At 62.1% G+C, this 18,511-nt stretch carries 14 protein-coding genes; 1 reads left to right on the top strand and 13 read right to left on the bottom strand.

The genetic code is table 11. The annotated features are described in order from the left end of the window. Nucleotides 1-21: 21 nt before the first annotated feature. The 9 genes from V5F59_RS02515 to V5F59_RS02475 all read right to left on the bottom strand — a co-directional run bounded on the left by V5F59_RS02515 (nucleotide 22) and on the right by V5F59_RS02475 (nucleotide 10,866). Nucleotides 22-720 (bottom strand): ABC transporter ATP-binding protein, encoded by a 699-nt coding sequence (locus V5F59_RS02515; protein WP_393982967.1) that lies wholly within the window; start codon nucleotides 718-720, stop codon nucleotides 22-24. Further along, nucleotides 713-1,480 carry an ABC transporter ATP-binding protein gene (locus V5F59_RS02510; protein ID WP_393982968.1) on the bottom strand — a complete coding sequence of 256 codons (768 nt, stop codon included), beginning with the start codon at nucleotides 1,478-1,480 and terminating at the stop codon, nucleotides 713-715. The genes V5F59_RS02515 and V5F59_RS02510 overlap by 8 nt, the downstream gene beginning before the upstream one ends. Next, the gene (locus tag V5F59_RS02505) at nucleotides 1,480-3,501 is read right to left on the bottom strand and encodes an ABC transporter permease subunit (protein ID WP_509211162.1); all 2,022 of its coding nucleotides are present in this window, start codon (nucleotides 3,499-3,501) and stop codon (nucleotides 1,480-1,482) included. The genes V5F59_RS02510 and V5F59_RS02505 overlap by 1 nt, the downstream gene beginning before the upstream one ends. 218 nt (nucleotides 3,502-3,719) lie before the next feature. Beyond that, the gene (locus tag V5F59_RS02500) at nucleotides 3,720-5,249 is read right to left on the bottom strand and encodes a class I adenylate-forming enzyme family protein (protein ID WP_393983025.1); all 1,530 of its coding nucleotides are present in this window, start codon (nucleotides 5,247-5,249) and stop codon (nucleotides 3,720-3,722) included. Nucleotides 5,250-5,502: 253 nt separating this feature from the next. After that, nucleotides 5,503-7,152, bottom strand: coding sequence for an AMP-binding protein (locus V5F59_RS02495; RefSeq protein WP_393982970.1), 1,650 nt, complete (start codon nucleotides 7,150-7,152; stop codon nucleotides 5,503-5,505). A 16-nt stretch (nucleotides 7,153-7,168) separates the two neighbouring features. Beyond that, nucleotides 7,169-8,236, bottom strand: a complete 1,068-nt coding sequence (locus V5F59_RS02490) for a CoA transferase (protein ID WP_509211239.1) — start codon at nucleotides 8,234-8,236, stop codon at nucleotides 7,169-7,171. 80 nt (nucleotides 8,237-8,316) lie between these two features. Further along, nucleotides 8,317-9,075, bottom strand: coding sequence for an enoyl-CoA hydratase/isomerase family protein (locus tag V5F59_RS02485; protein WP_393982971.1), 759 nt, complete (start codon nucleotides 9,073-9,075; stop codon nucleotides 8,317-8,319). Further along, complete coding sequence (locus tag V5F59_RS02480; protein ID WP_393982972.1) at nucleotides 9,050-10,039, bottom strand: hydroxymethylglutaryl-CoA lyase-like TIM-barrel protein; 990 nt, start codon at nucleotides 10,037-10,039, stop codon at nucleotides 9,050-9,052. Before V5F59_RS02480 ends, V5F59_RS02485 begins: the two co-directional genes overlap by 26 nt. Next, the gene (locus V5F59_RS02475; protein ID WP_393982973.1) at nucleotides 10,036-10,866 is read right to left on the bottom strand and encodes an enoyl-CoA hydratase/isomerase family protein; all 831 of its coding nucleotides are present in this window, start codon (nucleotides 10,864-10,866) and stop codon (nucleotides 10,036-10,038) included. The genes V5F59_RS02480 and V5F59_RS02475 overlap by 4 nt, the downstream gene beginning before the upstream one ends. Before the next feature lie 186 nt (nucleotides 10,867-11,052). Between V5F59_RS02475 and V5F59_RS02470 the strand changes: the two genes are divergently transcribed. Then, nucleotides 11,053-11,925 (top strand): cyclase family protein, encoded by an 873-nt coding sequence (locus V5F59_RS02470; RefSeq protein ID WP_393982974.1) that lies wholly within the window; start codon nucleotides 11,053-11,055, stop codon nucleotides 11,923-11,925. A 73-nt stretch (nucleotides 11,926-11,998) separates the two neighbouring features. On the opposite strand, the gene V5F59_RS02465 is transcribed toward V5F59_RS02470, so the two are convergent. From V5F59_RS02465 to kce, 4 genes are all read right to left on the bottom strand, one after another. Continuing rightward, a complete protein-coding gene (locus V5F59_RS02465; protein ID WP_393982975.1) occupies nucleotides 11,999-13,246 on the bottom strand; it encodes an ABC transporter substrate-binding protein in 1,248 nt (415 codons plus the stop codon). Nucleotides 13,247-13,571: 325 nt separating this feature from the next. Next, entirely contained in the window at nucleotides 13,572-15,035 is a 1,464-nt protein-coding gene (locus V5F59_RS02460) for a porin (protein ID WP_393982976.1), read from the bottom strand. A gap of 437 nt (nucleotides 15,036-15,472) precedes the next feature. Beyond that, a complete protein-coding gene (locus V5F59_RS02455) occupies nucleotides 15,473-17,290 on the bottom strand; it encodes a flavin-containing monooxygenase (protein ID WP_393982977.1) in 1,818 nt (605 codons plus the stop codon). Nucleotides 17,291-17,523: 233 nt separating this feature from the next. Continuing rightward, nucleotides 17,524-18,453, bottom strand: coding sequence for a 3,5-dioxohexanoate:acetyl-CoA acetone transferase (gene kce, locus V5F59_RS02450; protein ID WP_393982978.1), 930 nt, complete (start codon nucleotides 18,451-18,453; stop codon nucleotides 17,524-17,526). Between the last annotated feature and the right edge of the window lie 58 nt (nucleotides 18,454-18,511).

Raw genomic sequence — 18,511 nt, 5'->3', positions numbered from 1 at the left:
TGAAGATGAAGGCGCCGGCACCTAAATTCCTATATGCCTTTCCCTGATGCCTTTCGCGGCATCGAATTCTTTCCAAGCCCCGGAGAATACGAGGCGCCCGCTGTCAATAACATGCACGCAGTCAGTGCATCGGCGGGAAAACCAGAGACTCTGCTCGCACAGGAGAAGGGCGCATCCGCTCCCGCAAATGCGTTGCACATCGTCCACCATGCCCTCGACGATTACCGGCGCCAGACCTTCCGTGGGTTCGTCGAGCAGCAGGAGCCGGGGATTGGAGATCGCGGCACGAGCCAAGGCGAGCAACTGCTGCTGGCCTCCGCTCAACACGCCGCCGAGGCGATCCTTCAATGGTCCGAGCAGAGGAAATTGCTCCAGTGTCTCCTCTGGGGTTGCCATGGGGCGTGACAATGCGTGGTTGCGGGCGATCTTCAGATTCTCGAAGACCGTCAGGTTCCCGAGAATGCGCCGGTCCTCTGGCACGAAGGCGATACCGAGCCGGGCGCGGGCATATGGCGCTATTGTCCCTAGGCTGCGTCCTTCCCACCGGATATCGCCCTGAATCGTCGGGCCGGCCCCCATCAAGCTCTTCAGCAGCGTGCTCTTGCCAGCCCCGTTCCGCCCGATGAGGGCGACACGTCCGCCGGCCGGCACCGTGAGGTTGAGGTCGTGCAGAACGTGGCTCTCTCCATAGAAGGCATGGAGCCCCTTCACCTCAAGCATTTGCGAGTTCCTTGCCGAGATAGATTTCCTGGACCAGCGCGCTGGCTTTGACGGCCTCCGGCGGCCCGAAAAAAATGCGCTCCCCCTGATTCATCACCATGAGGTGCTGCGCCAGTTGGAACACGAAATCCATGTCGTGCTCGGTGAACAAGATCGTAAGCCCCTGCTCTTCCTTCGTGCGCTGTATGAGGTCGATGATGGCGATCCGCTCGGACGGGGACATGCCCGCGGTGGGCTCGTCCAACATCAGGACTGCCGGTTCCATGGCCAGCGTCATGGCCAGCTCCAGGCGCTTCCGGTCCCCCAGGGAAATGTGCCGCGCCTCTGTTCGATGCAACCTGGCGATCCCCATCGCGGCGAGCCGGTGGTGGGCCTCGTCGGAGACCGCCTGCGACGGCCGTACCTTCAGGATCCCGTGCCGGCGGCCTTCGGCACGCTGGCGTGCCTCAATGGCGACGATGAGGTTTTCCAAGAGGCTGAACTCGGGAAAGACCCGCACGATCTGGAAGGTCCGGCCCAGCCCCATCCTGGTCCTCAATTCCGCCGAGGTGCGCGTAATGTCGATATCTCGGAGAAGGATACGGCCTCCAGTCCTCGCGACTTCACCCGTCATCATCTTGAAAAGTGTGGTCTTCCCGGCCCCATTCGGTCCGATAATCGCGAGAGTCTCCCCCGCAATGACTTCGAACGAGACATTCTTCAGGGCCTGAAACCCGCCGTATGTCTTGCTTAGGCCTTCCACCTTGAGAAGAGCAGACATCACAGTCGCTCCGCCGCCGGATTTTGCACCGCGGCGGTACGCCTGGCGTCCCCCGACCGTATGCGGCAAAGGACTTTTCGGAAAAGGCCCTCCGCACCCGACGGCGCCGCCAGGACCACGAGGAGCAGAGTCACTCCCATTATGAATTCCGACAAGCCGGCAAGCGTCCGGGTTCCGTAGTCTATGGCAGTGAAGATTGCGGTGCCGAGGGCGGGGCCCCAGAACGATCCCGCACCACCGAGCAGCGTGTGCAGCATGGGCTCGGTCGACCTGGTTATGCCTGCTGCTTGCGGAGTCACGATCTGGCTCAAGGGCGCCGACAGAGCTCCCGCATAGGCGGCAACGGCGGCGGCCAGCACGAACGCCTGAAGCCGGAAGCGGTCGACGTTGATCCCGAGGAACATCGCGCGCTCGGCGTCCTGCCGGATGGCGCGCAGCGTGCGCCCGAAGCTACTGCGACAGACATTACGCAGGACCAAGATCATCACCCCGCAGGCGGCGCATAGGAACAAGTAGTAATAGGCATCCGACGCGAGAGACACGGACCAGCTGCCGAAGCCGATGCTCGGCCGAGGAATCGCACTCAATCCCTCGTCGCGACCAAGATTCGGCGCATAGCTGATGAGCACACGCAGAACCTCGGCCAGCGCCAGGGTCAGGATGGCGAGTTGAACACCGGTGGCGCGACGCAAGGCCAGAATTCCTACCGGTGCCGCCACGAGCCCCCCGAGGGCGAACGCGCCTGCCAGAACGAACCCGAAGGCCCCCCCCGGTGCGTACTTGAGCGCGTAAGCCGACAGGTAGGCGCCGATGGCGAAGAAGGCGGCGTGTCCGAAGCTGGCCAGCCCACCGAAGCCGAACATCAGATTCCACGACATCGAAAAGACGACAGAAATCAGGCCCAGACCGATGACGAACACGAGCCCGCCTCCGGCCCAGAACGGAACCGACAGCAGCCCCAGAGCAAGAACGATCAGGCAAGCCGTGCCGGCAACAGAAGACGCACCCGGCCGGGCCGAGGCCGGCCCGGCAGCTGCTGTGCCCGGCGAGGTTGGCTTGACGACATGGGCAGCCGCAGTCGCTCTCCGCGAACCCGCACCCCCAATTCCTTCCCAGAGCCAGGACAACGACCAAGAGCCCGGCCGCGGCGCGATCCGCCGCGCGACCAGTCCCTGCGGCCGAAGGATGAGGATCACAATCATCCCGAGATACAGCGACAGGCTGGGCATGATCGTGGAGCCGAAGCTTTCGGCTATCCCGAGCAGCATTGCCGCCAGCAAGGCCCCCCGGACGCTGCCCAGACCGCCCACGACGACGACGGCAAAAGCCTGGATGATCATGTGACGGCCAAGATCCGGCGCAAGGACCTGATTCGGCGCAAGGACCGCCCCCGAAAAGCCCGCGAGGAAAAAGGCGAGGAATACGGCGAGAAGCTCAAGCTTTCGGGGATTGTGCCCGAGAATGTCCATGATCCAGCGGTCGTCGGAAACGGCCTGCAGCATCTTTCCACCCCAGGACCGGGTCAGAAAAAGATCGATAAGCAGGAACAGCACCACGCCAACAGCAAGAAGAAGCACGGAGAACGAAGGGATCGCGAGCGGACCGAGGAAAATCGCGCTGTCCAGGCCCTGGGGGACATCGACGGAAATATAGTGAGCTCCCCAGATCAGTTCCGCGCCGCCATCAACCACCAGCATCAGTGCGAATGTTGCAATGAGCGCGACTGCCTCGTCCAAGCCTTGAAGACGCCGGAATATGACGCGGTTTACCACCAAACCCATGAGCCCGACCAGGATGCCGGCGACGGCAGCGACCGCAAGAAAAGCGACAACCCCATAGCCCGGAACGGCGCTCAACAACGTGCTCGCGAGATAGGCGCCGACCATGATGAAACTGCCATGGGCGAAATTCAGCATCTTGAGAATGCCGAAAAGTATCGCAAGTCCAGATGCAGCGATGAAGAGCGTTATCCCAATGGATATTCCGTTCGCAATAAGGAACAGACCTGACTCGAGCATCATTCGGCTCCTGCGCGACGCACGAAGGCTCACCTCCGGTGCCGCAAATCCGATGAGTTGGCGATATCAACAACACCCCTTCCAGGTGAAGGCTGGCCACCTGGAACGGGACGAGACGTTATTCGAAGGCCGAACCGTCAGGTCCAGCCATCGCGCTCATGCAGCGGCCCGCGCGTTCCAGCATTGCCCCGGACCGCCGCGCCGAGCAGGCGTGGAAAGCATCAGGAGCCCTGCAGCGCGCCTTCCTTCTCCCAGAACGCCATGCGCAAGGCCTTCCGCTGGATCTTGCCCACTGGCGTGCGCGGCAGGGGCTCGTCACGGAACACAACCTTGGTCGGGCGTTTCAAGGCACCCAGACGATCCTTGCAGCATTCGATCACCTGGTCCTCCGTCAACACCTGGCCGTCATGCAGAACGACGATGGCGACCGGCGTTTCTCCCCAGCGCTCGTGGGGAGCCCGAACCACCGCGACCTCGCGGACCTCGGACATGGTGGAAATGGCTAGCTCCAGTTCGGCCGGCCAGATATTGAAGCCGCCGGAGATGATCATGTCGTCCTTGCGGTCGACGAGGTAGAGATAGCCATTGGCGTCGAGCCTACCGACGTCGCCAGTCACCAGCCAGCCGTCGACGAGGCGCTGTTTGGTGAGTTCCGGCTCGTTCCAGATCTCCTTGATCTGTCCGTCGTTCTTGATGGTGACGACTCCGACCTCCCCGACCGGCAGCTTCTGGCCGGCCTCATCCCTGATCTCCAGATAAGCGAAGGGCATCACCTTGCCAGCCGCCAGCAGCGGTTCCGAGCCCGCCACCTCGGCGAACCATTCGTTCGGCGTCATCCAGGCGGCTGGCGTAGCTTCGGTCTCCCCGTACATTTGATGCAGGCGATGGCCGAAGATGTCTCGTGCGGCCAGCGCCGTAGACGGCATGATCGGCGATCCGCCGACAACCATGGCTTTGAGCTTGTCGAAAGTCAGGTCACGCGCGTCCGCGCGCGCGCTCACCAGATCGCTGACCATGGTGGGGACCGTGAAGAAGTATCCCCCGTGCCTCGCAAGTAACTTCAGAACCTTGGGTGCGTCGAACTTGGGCTCGAGAACATTGTAGCCACCCGCCATCCAGACCGGAATGAAGAGATAGCCGGAACCGTGGGAGATCGGCGCGACATGAACGCATGCGTCGCCAGCCTCTATGGTGGGCGGACGCAATGTCCAGTCACGCGTCATGTTCATCCATTGCCGGTGGGAAAAGGCCATTCCCTTCGGCAGCCCCGTCGTCCCGCCCGAATGGCGGATGATGTAAAGATCGTCGAGATCGATGGACGGATCGGGATCGGCATCCGATTGCTCCGCCAGCCAAGCCTCGTAGTCGTGATCGCGGACGATGACACGATCAATGCAGGTGAGCGTGTCCCGAGCATGCGCGATTTCATGGGCATAGCTCTCCGATACCACCACGGCCCGGCAGTCCGTGTGACCGATCATGTGCGCATGGGCCTCCGGCGAATTGCGCTTGTAGAGCGGAACACGAACGAAATTCCCGATGGCTGCGGCCAGGAAGAAGTCGGACGCTTCTATGCAATTGTCTTCGAGAACTGCTATGCGGTCCTGCGGGTTCAGGCCCATGGCGCGCAGGCCGTTGGCCAGCCTGATGCCACGCCTCCAGGCTTCGCCGAACGTGAGCGTGCGCTCGCCACTGATCACCGCGATCCGGCTCTCATGCCATTCGGCAGCGCGTCGCATCGCATCACGCACATTGATCAAATGAGCCTCCCGTCAGATTAATTGTTATCGATCATGATGTAGGCTGATCGACCTAAAATGTCAACACATGCGTTGACTATATATCACTACGCGATGAGGCATTCCGGGCTGTTTAGTACCCTGGGGCGCTGGAGAGTGTTCCGGTCAGCGTCCGATCCGAGCTAAGTGGCTCTATCCAAGTATTTGGGGACGGCTGGCCAATCATACGACGCCGCGCAGAGGTGCCGTATGATTGGATCGCGCCCTAGCGGGCGCCCGCCTTGGGAACCACGCGGGTGCCGGGCGGAAAGACGCCATCGCGGGTGATCATCCATCCCGCCGCCTCGCGATCCCAGGTGGAAGAGCCCGGACCCGCTGCCCGGATCTTGTACTTTTCTACCTTCGCAGTGGATGTTCTTGGCACCTCATCGACAATGTCGATATATCTGGGCACCATGAAGTAAGGCATGTGCCGGGAGCAATGCTGCAGCAGGTCTTCCGGCGTGAGGTCGTGGTTTTCCCGCAGGATCACCAAAACCCAGACCTCGTCCTCGCCAATTTCCGAAGGGGTCGCCACCGCAACCGCCTCGGCCACGGCCGGATGCTTCGCCACGAGGATCTCGACCTCGAAGGACGAGATGTTTTCGCCCCGGCGGCGGATGGAATCCGTCGCGCGGTCGTCGAAATAATACCATCCGTCCGCATCGCGGTGGCCACGGTCTCCGGAATGCAGCCAGAGATTGCGCCAAGCATTGATGGTCCGGTCCGGCATGGAAACGTATCCGGAGCCGATCAGGAAAGGCCTCTTCGGTCGCACCACGATCTCGCCGGTCTCGCCCACACCGACCGGCTGATCGTTCTCGTCCACGATCTGGACATCGTAATACGGACTGACCCGGCCGCAGGAGCCCGGCCGGTAGTCGTCGTGCACGCTGCGGCGCAAAGGGAGGCCCACCTCCGTCGAGCCGTAGACGGTCGTTAGCTTGCAACCGAACCGGCGCTCGATCTCCCGGTGGATATCGGCGGGATCCGGCACCGCGTAGATGGTCCTGATCGTCGAGCTGGTGTCCTCCGGACTCTCGGGGCGGGAGATCAGCATGTTGCAGATGCCGCCGACCCCGACGAAATTCGTCACCCCGTGCGTCCGCACCTCCTCCCAGAAGGTCGAGATGCTGAGGCGCTTCTGGAGGCGCATGCGCCCGCAGCACACGAGGGTGGCGATGGTAAGAAACTTGGCGGCGATATGGAAGAACGGCAGAAAGTTCAGGATGACATCATCGTCCCGAAGCCCGTTGATTTCTGCATACATCAGCCCGTAGGCACAGAGATAGTGATGCGAAAGCATCACGCCCTTCGACGGACCGGTCGTGCCGGAGGTGAAGATGATGCTCGCAATGGCGTCGTGCCGCAAAGGCCTGCGAAGATCGCTGTCGTCAGCGGGTTCAAGCAGCACACGAAAGTCACGGAATTCCGGGGCGGGCGCCGCCGCCCCCTCCGACCGGCAGAACATCACCTCGAAGGGTGCGCCCCGCGGATAGGCCTCTCGAAGCACATCCGTAAACTTCTCATCGACGATGCAGGCCGTGGCGCCGCACGTCACAAGAACATGCTTCAGGAGATCGCCGCGGAAGGCAGTATTGACTGGAATCTCCACTGCGCCGAGCTTCGAGAGGGCGAGCCAGAGGCGCAAGTAATCGACCGACGTTTCCATGAGGATGGCCACGTGGGTGCCGGTCGTGATGCCGGAGGCCTCGAGGTTGCGAGCCAACCGGTTCGCCGCGCGATTGAAATCTCCCAGCGTGTGCACGTCTTCGCCGAAGCTGAAGAAGGTGGCGTCGGGCGCCACCGCGGCCCGGCGCTCCAGGAGGACGTGCACCATGGTGTCGGCTGGTGCGATTTCGTTCAGATAGTCCATGGGGCTTCCTCCGGCATCAGGCCACGGCGCCTTCGGCGCGCATTCTTGAGATTTCCGCCTCGGTCCGCCCAAGGTTGCGCAACACCTCATCGGTATGCGCTCCGGGCACGGGCGCAGGTTCTGGGCCGATGGACGTTTCGCGGCCGTCGAAGCGCGGTGCCCGGGCGGGCTGGGCGGTACCGGGCAAGCCCATGTAGGTTCCCCGCGCCACGTGATGGGGGTGCGCGAAGGCTTCCTCGAAGCTGAGCACCGGGGAGACGCAGGCGTCCGTGCCGGCGAAGACCGCCTGCCAATAGGCACGATCATGCCGGCGAAAGGTTGAGGCGAAGGCTTCCGCGATCTTCGGCCAGCGGCTGCGGTCATCGCGCGTGCACAGCTGGGGATCGAGGCCCAATCCCTTGACCAAAGCGTCGTAGAAAGGCGGCTCGATCGCCCCCACCGCGACGAAGCCTCCATCGCGGGTGGCATAGGTCCGGTACCAGGGCGCGGAGCCGTCGAATGCGTTGGTGCCGCGCGGTCCCCACCGGCCTTCGGCCAGCATGCCCAGGGTCGCGGCGGTGAGCGATGCGACCCCGTCGATGATCGCGGCGTCGAGCGTCCGGCCTTTTCCGGTTCGCTCGCGATCGAGGAGCGCCGCGACGATTCCGAGCGCCACGAATGCTCCGCCGCCGGCATAGTCCCCCAGCAAATTGAGCGGAACGGGAGGGGGCGCGTCCGGCGGCCCCATGGCGAGCAGGGCGCCGCTGAGCGCGATATAATTGATGTCGTGTCCGGCCCGGTCGGCCAGCGGGCCGGTTTGACCCCAGCCGGTTACGCGCGCATAGATCAGCTTCGGATTGAGCCCCAGACAAATTTCCGGCCCCACCCCGAGGCGCTCGGCCACCCCCGGCCGCATTCCCTCGATCAGCACGTCGGCTTGTCGGACGAGATCCAGCAGGATGGCGCGCGCTTCCGCATTCTTCAGATCGAGCACGATGCTGCGCTGGCCGCGCCTGCGAGGATCGGCAGCAGGCTGCACCGAGACCTGCATCGCCGACGCCCTGTCGACGATAACCACGTCGCATCCCATATCCGCCAGAAGCATGGTCGCGTAGGGACCAGGCCCGAGCGACGCGAGATGCACCACCTTGATGCCCGCGAGGGGGCCGGATTTATCATTCGCCATCAGGATGCATGTCTCCGCCGGTTCCTGAATGCCAGGAAACCGGCCAGTGCCTCGGGGCGGCGGTAGCCTTCGGCAGCCACCTCGTCCTCCCACACCACGGCCTCGGCTAGAGGCAGGTGCTGCGCCTCGTAGACGAGTTGCTTGGTCATCTGCACGGCCCAAGGATCGAACTGCGCAATGGTCGTCGCCCAGGACAAGGCCGTCTCGAAGACCGCTGCATCCTCGGCGACGGCATGCACGAGGCCGATGCGCTCGGCCTCCTCCGCGCCAAGGCGCTTGGACAGGAGAAGGATCCCGAGCGCCTCGCTGACACCGACAAGCCGTGTCAGACGGCTGATCGTCTGGGCGCCTTGAACCGCGCCGAGCTTGAGCCCCGTCGGCCCCATCTGCGCGCTCGCCCCTGCAACGCGCAGATCGCAGCTGACGGCGAGGCTGAAGCCACCCCCCAGGGCATAGCCCGTTATCGCCGCGATGAAGGGCTTGCGCGCGGGATAGGGCCGCGGAATCTTCGGCGGACCACAGCCGTCCGGCCCGAAGGCATTGATCTCTAGATATCCGTCGATCGAGCCGCCGGAACAGAATGAGCCGCCCTCGCTGCCGCGGATAATGGCAACGCGGATGTGCTCGTCGGTCTCGATCCTGTCATAGGCCTCGGCGAGAGCGGTGCGCATGGGCTCATCCACGGCATTGTGGCTTGCCGGATTATCCAGGGTTATGACCGCGACCCGATCGTTAACGCTGAGAGTTACCTGCCCCATTCGCTCCTCCCACCTTGGCGACGAGCCCTGCACGCTGGACTCGGCTGAGCAGAGGACGGCCGAGAACCTCCTCCGCGAGGGCGCCGGCCGCCATCAGACCATCAAGGTCTATGCCGGTGTCGATCCCCATCTCGGAAAGGACCGCGACGAGGTCCTCGGTCGTGGTATTGCCCTGGTCGCCGGCGACACCGAGCTCTACCCCCCTGGGCTCTCCGCCTATGCCGCCGAGGCAGGAATCCACAGTATGCGCACCGCTCGCGATGGCCGCGAGGGAGTTGGCGATGCCACATCCGCGGTTGTCGTGAAAATGGGCGATCAGCTCGATCTCGGGCCCAATGGCGCGCGCGCCGCTGAAAAGCTGCGCGACGCCGTGCGGGTTCGCCATGCCCGTGGTGTCGCCGAACATGATGGCGGTGACGCCGCGGCCGTAGCCCCACCGGGCGATGGCGAGCGCGTCTTCGGGATCAACGGCGCCGCTGATGGGGCATCCGAATGCCGTGACCACCCCCAGAAGCGGCTCGATGCCGGCCTCCGCGAGCATGTCGAAGATGCGCGCGAGTTGCTCGCGATGCTCGCTGTGGGTGCGCCGGAGATTGGCAATGTTGTGCGCTTCGCTGACCGAGAAGGGCATCCCGCACCGGGCGATGGCCCCGGTGCGCCGATGGAGGTCCACGATGCGCCGGGCTCCCTCCACATTTACCGTGAGCACCCGCGTCCGCGTCAGCCCGTTGGCGGCAGCGAGCAGTTGCTCGGCATCCGCGAACTGCGGCACCAGGCGGCGCGAGACGAACGATGTGACATCCACCTCGCCGATACCGGTAGCTGTGATGGCGTCCAGCACCCGGATCTTGTCCGACGTCTCGATGAAAGCGGGCCAGCCCTGGATGCCGTCCCGCAGCCAAACTTCGCAAACCGAAACGCGCGGGCCGGCTGCAGAAGAAGCGCACTCTGGATTGGACATCATGCGCCCTTCTTCCAGGAGGCCGTCCGCTTCTCAACGAAAGCCGCAAGCCCCTCCACCGCATCCGGCATCGACAGATTGACGGTGAGCAGCGCCTCAAGCATGCGAAGCCGAGCGTCGACGTCGTGGTTGAGCACAGTGTAGAAAGCCATTCGGCCAAGAGCCATGGACTGCGGGGAAGCCTCAGCGAGCCGGGCGACAAACTTCTCCAGCACCGCATCGAGATCGCCGTGCGGCGCCAGCTCCGTCACGAAGCCGAGACGCACCCCTTCCGCCGCCCCGATGCGCTCTCCGGTCATCATCAGCTTGAGGGCCTGTTTCGGTGCCATAGCATAGAGAAGAGGCACCGAAATCATGTAAGGCCACAGGCCGATGGAAATTTCCGGGATGCCGAAGACCGCCCGCTCGCTGGCGACGATGAAGTCGCAGGCGGCGGCAAGGCCAAAGCCACCCGCCAAGGCATATCCCGGCACACGCGCGACAGTAGGCTTGCCCAACTCCCAAAGGTCGCGGAACAGCGCCGCCAGCTGGCTCCGCCCGCGATGCGCCTCGTAGGCATCGGCGCCCGCGTCACCCATCTGGCGAAGGTTGCCGCCGGCACAAAAGGCTTCGTCTCCCGTTCCAGCGAGAATCAGCACCCGTACCGCCGGGTCGGCCTTAACCTCCGCGACGCCGGCGCGCAGGCCCGCCAGGACCTCATTCGACAAAGCGTTCCTCTGTTCCGGGCGATTGATCCGCAATACGGCATGGTCGCGCCGCCGATCGAGGACGACGAAGCCACCCGCGAGGGGCGCGGCCGACGATGCAGCGGGTCGTTGAATCGTGGTCAATAGCTCCTCCAGATCGTTGTTTACAGATTAGGGGAACCGATGCATCATAGTCAACGCATGCGTTGACAACGATGCCGTGAATCAACAATATCTCTGGCAGACATCGGCAGTCATTTGCGCTGCATCGCGATGCTGCATGCATTCTCCTCTTAGAACCATGCAGCATTCATCATTCGGAGCATTTTCGTGAATAAATTGAGGTATTCCGGCGCGCCCACGACCGGAAGCGGAGCTTTGCGATTCATCGACGCGGCGGCCGTCGCGAGAGGAATTTCCTCGGTGAAAGAATACAAGTCGCTATCGGTCGGCATGCGGATCGTCGATGGCGGCGGCCCCATTGCTCCACTGCGAACGCCCACGCAGCATTTCATGCGCCGGGATGGAGGAGACTATGCGACCGGTGCACGCGCCGAGGTGGAAGGCTTCGGCTTTTCCGACGACGTAATCATGTTGTCCACCCACGGCACCACGCATATAGACGCCCTGTGCCACGTCTTCTGCGGCGGGCACATGTTCGGCGGCATTCCCGCGACCGAGGTCAGCAGCTTCGGCGCCAGACAGCTGGGAGCAGAAACGATCCCCCCCATCGCAACGCGGGTGATCGTGGTGGATGCTGTCCCGGAAGGGCGCGCCTGGCTCTCGCCGGGAGAGGCCATCCCGGCCCAGCGGCTCGACGAGCTCATTGCTACCGCGGGCCTCGAATGCCTGCCGGGTGATGCCTTATTCGTCCGAACGGGATCGCTAAAGGCATATTACGCGGGCGAATCCCACGAGCGTTCCTCACCCGGCCTCGGCGCGGACTGCGCGGACTGGGTCAAGGAACGCAAGATTGCGATCCTGGGCGCGGACAATATGGCGGTCGAGGTGATACCGTCGGGCGTCCCAGGGTGGGCGACGCCACTTCACGCGCGCCTGATGCAGGGAGAAGGCGTTCTGTTCGTCGAGCTCCTCGACCTTGAGGCCCTGGCCGGGCGCACCTTCGCGGCCATGCTCACCATCAGCCCCCTGAAGATCGTCGGCGGTACGGCAAGCCCGGTCGCGCCGATGCTTCTCATTTGAAGCGCCAGGCGAGGCGCCCGCGGGACCATCCAGCAGACGACGCCGGGCGACCTGCCCAGCGTCGTCCTTCCGGCTATTTCAGGATGTAGGGCTGTCCCGGCGTCGCGGGCTCGATATAGTCGAGCGATGAAAGCCGGACGACGTCGTTTACCTCCAACCCTTCGGGCTTTCCCGGGGCGGCTCCGAAATTGATGAAGGTCATCTCGCCGGTATAAGTGTGATCTTCCTTCCGGAAGACAACCGGCCCCGCGGCTCCCAGCGGACGTCCCGCCTCAAGCGCTGCGATCACATCCGCTGTGTTGTCGGAGCCGGCCCTCTTGATGGCATCCGCGAGGGCGATGACGGCGTCATGGGCCAGCCCGATGAAGCCATAGGGAAAAGGAGTACCGGTGCGCTCAACGGCAATTTTGTACAGCTCCTGCGACACCGGGTTGCCATCACCCTGCGCATACCAATAATAAGGGGTCCATACCGACTGCGGAACTGCGCTGGCAATCGTCTTCATGGAGTTCAGGTTAGCGCCGACATCACCGAAGACCTTGATTTTGCGCTCCAAGCCGAGCGACTTCGCCTGCTTGTAGAAGGTAAGGCTGTCGGACCCCACGAGCGAGTTCAGCACGCCGGTCGCGCCGGAATTCATCAGCGACGCAATCTGCGCGCGAAAATCACCCGCACCAGCTTTGGTCAGCACCATCTCGCGGACGGTGACGTCCACGCCCTTCGCCGCATGCGCCTTCTTCAAAGAAGCCAGAAAGATATTCGAAAGATCAATATTCGCCTGCTGGTCGGAGCTGATGGCGATCCAGTCGCGTATATCCGGCGCCTTGTCCGCCACCACCTTTCCGAGCCCCGCAAAAACAGGAACCGAAGTGAGCTGGGCCCGGAATACGTTCTTATTAAACAGCTCGTGGGTAATGGACAGATTATTCGGTCCGGCGGCGATCAGAATGTTATCCGTATCCTTAAACAAGGGAGCCAAGGCGACCGCGGTGGCCGAGATCGGGCCGGCTAGAAAAAAATGGACGCCCTGGCTGGCCAGATCCCGATAGGCGGCCACAGTGCTGTCCGAAGACGCCTTGTCGTCGCGCAACACGATCTCGATCTTACGGCCCCCCACGCCGCCAGCGGCATTGATCCTCTCCGCCGCGATCTCAGCACCGATGCGGTTCGCATCGCCGTAAATCTGCGCAAACCCCGTGAGGGATGTGATAACGCCGATCCGTATCGGCTTCGCCTGCGCGCGCCCCGTGCCCGGAACGGCCATCGAGCCGAACATCGCGGACGCGAGACCGACAGAAACCTGGCGCCTGTTGAGAAACATTTTTATTTCCTCCTTTTATTTTTGACAGAGTCGATTTTAATTGACGATATACTTTCTATTGTCTTTTCGGCAAAAAGTATCAAATCCTATCCACCGGTCAACATATTCGTTGATCATCGGCCACGCTACCGCCCCCGCATGTGGGACGCTACCCGTCGCGTGCGATATGTGCACTGGCGGGCAACAACGCCGCCATCGCGCGACCTAGCCGCGCCGAGGTGGACACCGCAGAAAACGCAGAGACAGCGCTCAAGAGGTGCCCTCAAGAAAAAGAGCCCCGGCAGCAAACTGCCGAGGCTACAGGAACCGGCCTTGGAGGAGCCGATCAGAACGCGCGCTGAACCCGAACGCCGCCGGACCAAATGTCAGTCGACCCGCCGACCAGAGAGCCCTGCATCGCCCCGGTTGGGCCGACCGCGGCATAGTTACCAAGAGGCACGGATCCGTCGACCTTCGTATAGAGCACTTCAAACCCGATATCTATATTTTTCACAGGCGACCAGATTGTATTAAATACAGCTTGGTATAGATTGAAGTCGAAAGCAGCGACAATATTCTGCGGAACCTGGTAGGATACATAACCCAACGAAAATGAGGAGCGCAGCCCCGGCGTCCAGAAATGTCGATACTGCGCCTGAAGGGCCCACCCGGAGGTGAGGCTATAGTCGCCGAAGAGGTTAGTCGCAACCGCGTCCGCGATATTGTAGAAGGCCCCGGAGGTGGTCAGCACCCCGCCGACCTGCTGGAGGTCAAGGGCGCCCACGGCAACCGAGCGCGCTTGGCCGGCACCCGACAGACCGAGGAAATTAGCGCCGCCCTGCTCATAGCTCGCCTGAACGAAGACGCTATCGCCAGCGCTGATCATGGGCAGCTTGACCTCGACATGCGCGCCGACCGCCCAGCCCCATTTGTCCGAAGAAGCCACGCCAGGAACAAAGCCTGCATAAAGAGGCGATGTCGCCGCGACCTGATGCAATGCCCCGGAAAGCTGAGCCGCCCCCCAAGTTTGATCGAGGCGAATGTTGGCCACCAAGTCCGGCACCTGTTGGCCCGCCTGGAAGTTCGTATATGAAAGCCCCGTCGTGGCCGCATTAACATTAAAGACCGGCTGCGCGGTTGAACCAGTCAATTGCACGCCCGTCGTTCGATTTGCCGCGTCTTCAACCGACAAGGTGGCCGAAAGGCCTCCTCCGAACTGCGCGGTATAGGCTGCCAGGGTTGTCCAATTATATGAGCCTGTGAACGGCACGGTCATCATATAATCCAAACCAGGATCAAAAAATGACTGTGTATACCCGAATGTAAATCCAGAAAATTGGATGAAGGCACGCTCGAAGTAGAGCGCACTTCCCGCCCCCAGGCCAGCTCCCGCCTGCGAGTTCCACTCCGCTCCAAAACGAACATAAGACCGCAGGGTGCCGTAATCGGTCTGCGTCCGCGCATCGAATTCCGTGACAAGACGGGCCCGGGTCAAATATTGTGGATCGTCATCATCGCGGAAGGGATATCCGAACACTCCGACGCCGGGGCCATTGAACGCGGTTGCCGCCGACGGAGACACGATTTCCGGAATGAACGTGCCGACAGCATTGACATAAGCATCGAAACGCGCGAGCCCGCCGATCTTGATGCAGGTATCCGTCCCGGGAATATAAAAGTATCCCGCGCCATAGGCCGCACAGACCTTCAGATACTCGACAGACTTCGCCTTGACGGGGAGATCTGCAGCGCATGCGCTACCCGAAATGACCCCTGCTCCGACCCATAGGACATAGCGCACTCCCCTCATCGTCAAACCTCCCCAAGATTGTCGTTTTAATTTGCGCCATTTGACGCTTCTATATTTTTTTGGAATTTTCGAGCAGCGCGGAATCGATGCTATATTCAACGGCATCATTGTCAACATATAAGTTGACAGTTATTTCGCCCACTTTTCAGGACGCCGCCACCTCCCGAAAGGACTCAGAGGCAGGACTTTCGCCCTCACCAGATTTAGCTCGCCGAGTGCACCCGTCCCTCAAGGGTCCGATCCATCGGACCCCTTCCCAAGCTCACTTGCAATCGCAGCTTGGACCCGGGACGGGCACATCGGGGGCTTCGGGTGTTGGCAACGGTAAGCCCGGGCGATTGGATGTGTCGGCACGTCCTCCGAGCGCAACACCTGTCTCTTCCCCGAACTCTACTGCTTCCAGCCTAGGTCGAGCCCGAGGGTCAACCGAGGCAAGATCACGTGGCGCTTTGGCTGCGGGGCACGATTGGCATGGACGCCCGCTCCGGCAGCAGCCCTTCCAACGATGCTTTGATCTCGAGTGCGAGAAAGCGCGAGTACAGCCGCGCATCAATCAGCGCGCCACCCATGATCCACAAGCCATCCCTGACGGTGCGCCGCCACATATTCCGCATCTGATAGTCCTGGTCAAAGCCCCAGACGGGACCCAGCGCATCGGCAATCTCGTCGCCCAGCATCCGGCGGATGCCCTCCTGCATGTTCCGGAAGCCCGTCGCTAGAACCACGAGATCGAGCGGCACAACGGTGCCATCCTTCATCCGCAGGCCTTCCGCCACGAAGCGGTCGGCGTTGCGCGCCTGGATGACCCCGACCTTGCCATCGATGATCAGGTCCGAACAGCCTACATTTATGTAATACCCGCCTTCACCCCGCAGGTACATCATATGAAACCCGGTTTCATCATCGCCGAAAAAGGTTTCGAACCCTGCCTTGTTCAACCCGCCCAGCAACTCCTTGTCCGCCTCTCCAGCCCGCTTCGTCATAAACTTGTACGTATCTTCAAGGACGGGAAACGGAATCGCGGAGGTGACAAGGTCGATTTCGTCGACAGGGCCTTCGTTGTAGATCTTGAAGACCATGGCCGCGCTCGGAACCAGGCTGACCACGCAAGTCGGGCTGCGCTGGTAGAGCGCGACCTGCGCCGCTCCGCTGACATGGAGATCCTGCGCAATGTCATGCGCGCTGTTGCCGGTGCCGATGACCAGCGCGCGCTTGCCCTCGTAGGCCGCCCCACGGCTGTATGCGCCGGAGTGGCGAACCTCGCCCTTGAATTCGGACAGGCCGGGGACATCCGGGATATTCGGAATCGAGCCGCTGACGCCGGTGGCGAGGACGAGGTGCTTGCACTTCAAAGCTCGCTCCTCGCCCCCCTGCCGCAATCGAACGGTCCAGGTTCCACTGGCATCGTCATAGACCGCGCCGGACACGGCGGTGTCGGTCCACACGTTGAGCTCCATCGCCTCGGCATAGGCTTCGAGCCATCCCGCGAGCTGGTCCTTCGGCAGCCAGACCGGCCATGTCTGCGGGAATGGCAGGTAAGGCATGTGGTTGGCGGTACTTTCGTTATGCAGTGTCAGCGAATGGTATCTGTTGCGCCAGACGTCGCCGACGCGCGGATTCTTTTCCACCACGAGCGCTTCCACGCCCATCTGGCGGAGCCGCGCGGCAAGGATGAGCCCAGCATGTCCCGCTCCCACGACGATGACCTGCGGATCGCGCTCCGAGAAGGTGCGACGCGATTCGCGGTCGTCCCGCCAGTTGTTGGGCGTCGTGTTCATGGCGTATTCGTCGCCCGAGGGGCGCCGTCCGCCAATCTTCTCCTCAAAGCCGCGCAATTCTTGAAGCGAGGTGAGCATCAGCCAGATCTTCGGATCATCCGGCGAGAGGTCATCGAACAGCAGCCGGACGAAAGCCGTTCCGCGCCCCATCTCGACATCGAAATCGAAAAATCCCTCGATGACCTTTCGTGCGGAACGGCGTAGCAACTTCGGGGCACTCCGCCCCTCCGCCTCCCGCACAGCGCGCGGCCTGAACACCGGAAGGCTGGCGGCGAAGGCGTCGCGAATTTCCGGCGGCCCAGAAAAAACCCGGTGCTCCCACGAGAACGACAGGTAGTCCTTCCAGTAACCACCGGCATCGAACATGCCGGCCAAGGCCGCGCTATCGCGCCGCTCCAGCGCGGCACCGAATCTGGTCAACCAGGACCGGAAAATAGCGCCCGCGTTGGGTGCCAATACGGGATCCATTACCGTCATGGAAAGCTCCTTGCGCACCCGGGCCGAGCGGCCGCCGTCATGCGTTCTGTCATCGGGGCATGGAACCAAGCTATATTTATACACCTCTACAGTCAACACATATGTTGACTGTAGAGGTGTCATTCCGCGGAGAGGGCCGGACGGTCCCAGATTGCGCCGCGTCTCGACGGGGCGAAGACCTTCTTATTCTGAAAGGCCATGTCCCTGCGTCGGCGGCCCGTTTGCCGTGACGCTCAAAAGCTCACGCGATCGCCCCCCTTCAAGCCGAGCATTGCCCTGGCCTCATCGGGAGTTGCGATGTCGTGGCCGAGATCCTCGAGAATTCGGCGGACTTTCGTGACCTGCTCTGCATTGGACACCGCCAGCTTGCCCCGGGAGATATAGAGAGAATCCTCCAGCCCCACCCGCACGTGTCCGCCAAGCTGGACCGCCGCCGAGGCCAGAGGCATCTGCGCGGCACCTGCGCCGAGCACAGACCAGCGGTAGGTGTCGCCGAACAGCCGATCCGCCGTGCGCTTCAGAAAAACCAGATTATCGAGCTCGGCGCCGATACCACCCAGGATACCCATCACAAACTGGAGGAATATTGGCGCCTTGAACAACCCGATATCTATACAATATTTCAAATTATAAAGATGCCCAACATCATATATTTCGTGCTCAAACTTCACGTCATGCGGTGAAAGCGTCTGCGCAACTTCTTCGATATCAGAAAATGTATTCCTGAATATGTAGCCATTGCTGTTGGCGACGTAAGCTTTCTCCCAGTCGAATTTCCACGTCTCATATCGCTCGGCCAAAGGGTGGAAAGAAAAGTTCATGCTGCCCATGTTGAGTGAGCACATTTCCGGGCGCGCGGCCATGGCCGGGGCGAGGCGATCGCTGATCGTGCTCGTCATGCTGCCTCCCGTGGAGATGTTCACCACAGCGGAGGTTGCTTGCTTGATGACCGGAAGGAAGCGCGCAAAATCCTCGGGCTTCATCGAGATCGAGCCGTCGCGCGGATCACGCGCGTGCAGGTGCAGGATCGCGGCGCCGGCTTGCGCCGCCTCGATCGCCTGGCTGGCAATGTCATCGGGCAAATACGGCAAGGCGTCCGACATGGTCGGAGTGTGTATTGCGCCCGTGATCGCGCATGTGATGATCGTCTTCTGCCGCGACATGGTCGTCTTTCCGCTTCTATCGGCTCGTGCAAGCATCGGGCGGCCCGAAGACGGGCCA

The organism is Xanthobacter nonsaccharivorans (assembly GCF_043194755.2).
In the GTDB taxonomy this organism is placed as follows: Bacteria; Pseudomonadota; Alphaproteobacteria; order Rhizobiales; family Xanthobacteraceae; genus Xanthobacter; species Xanthobacter autotrophicus_G.
Note: the sequence above shows the minus strand (reverse complement) of the source record. Positions and strands in the feature narration are given on the sequence as shown.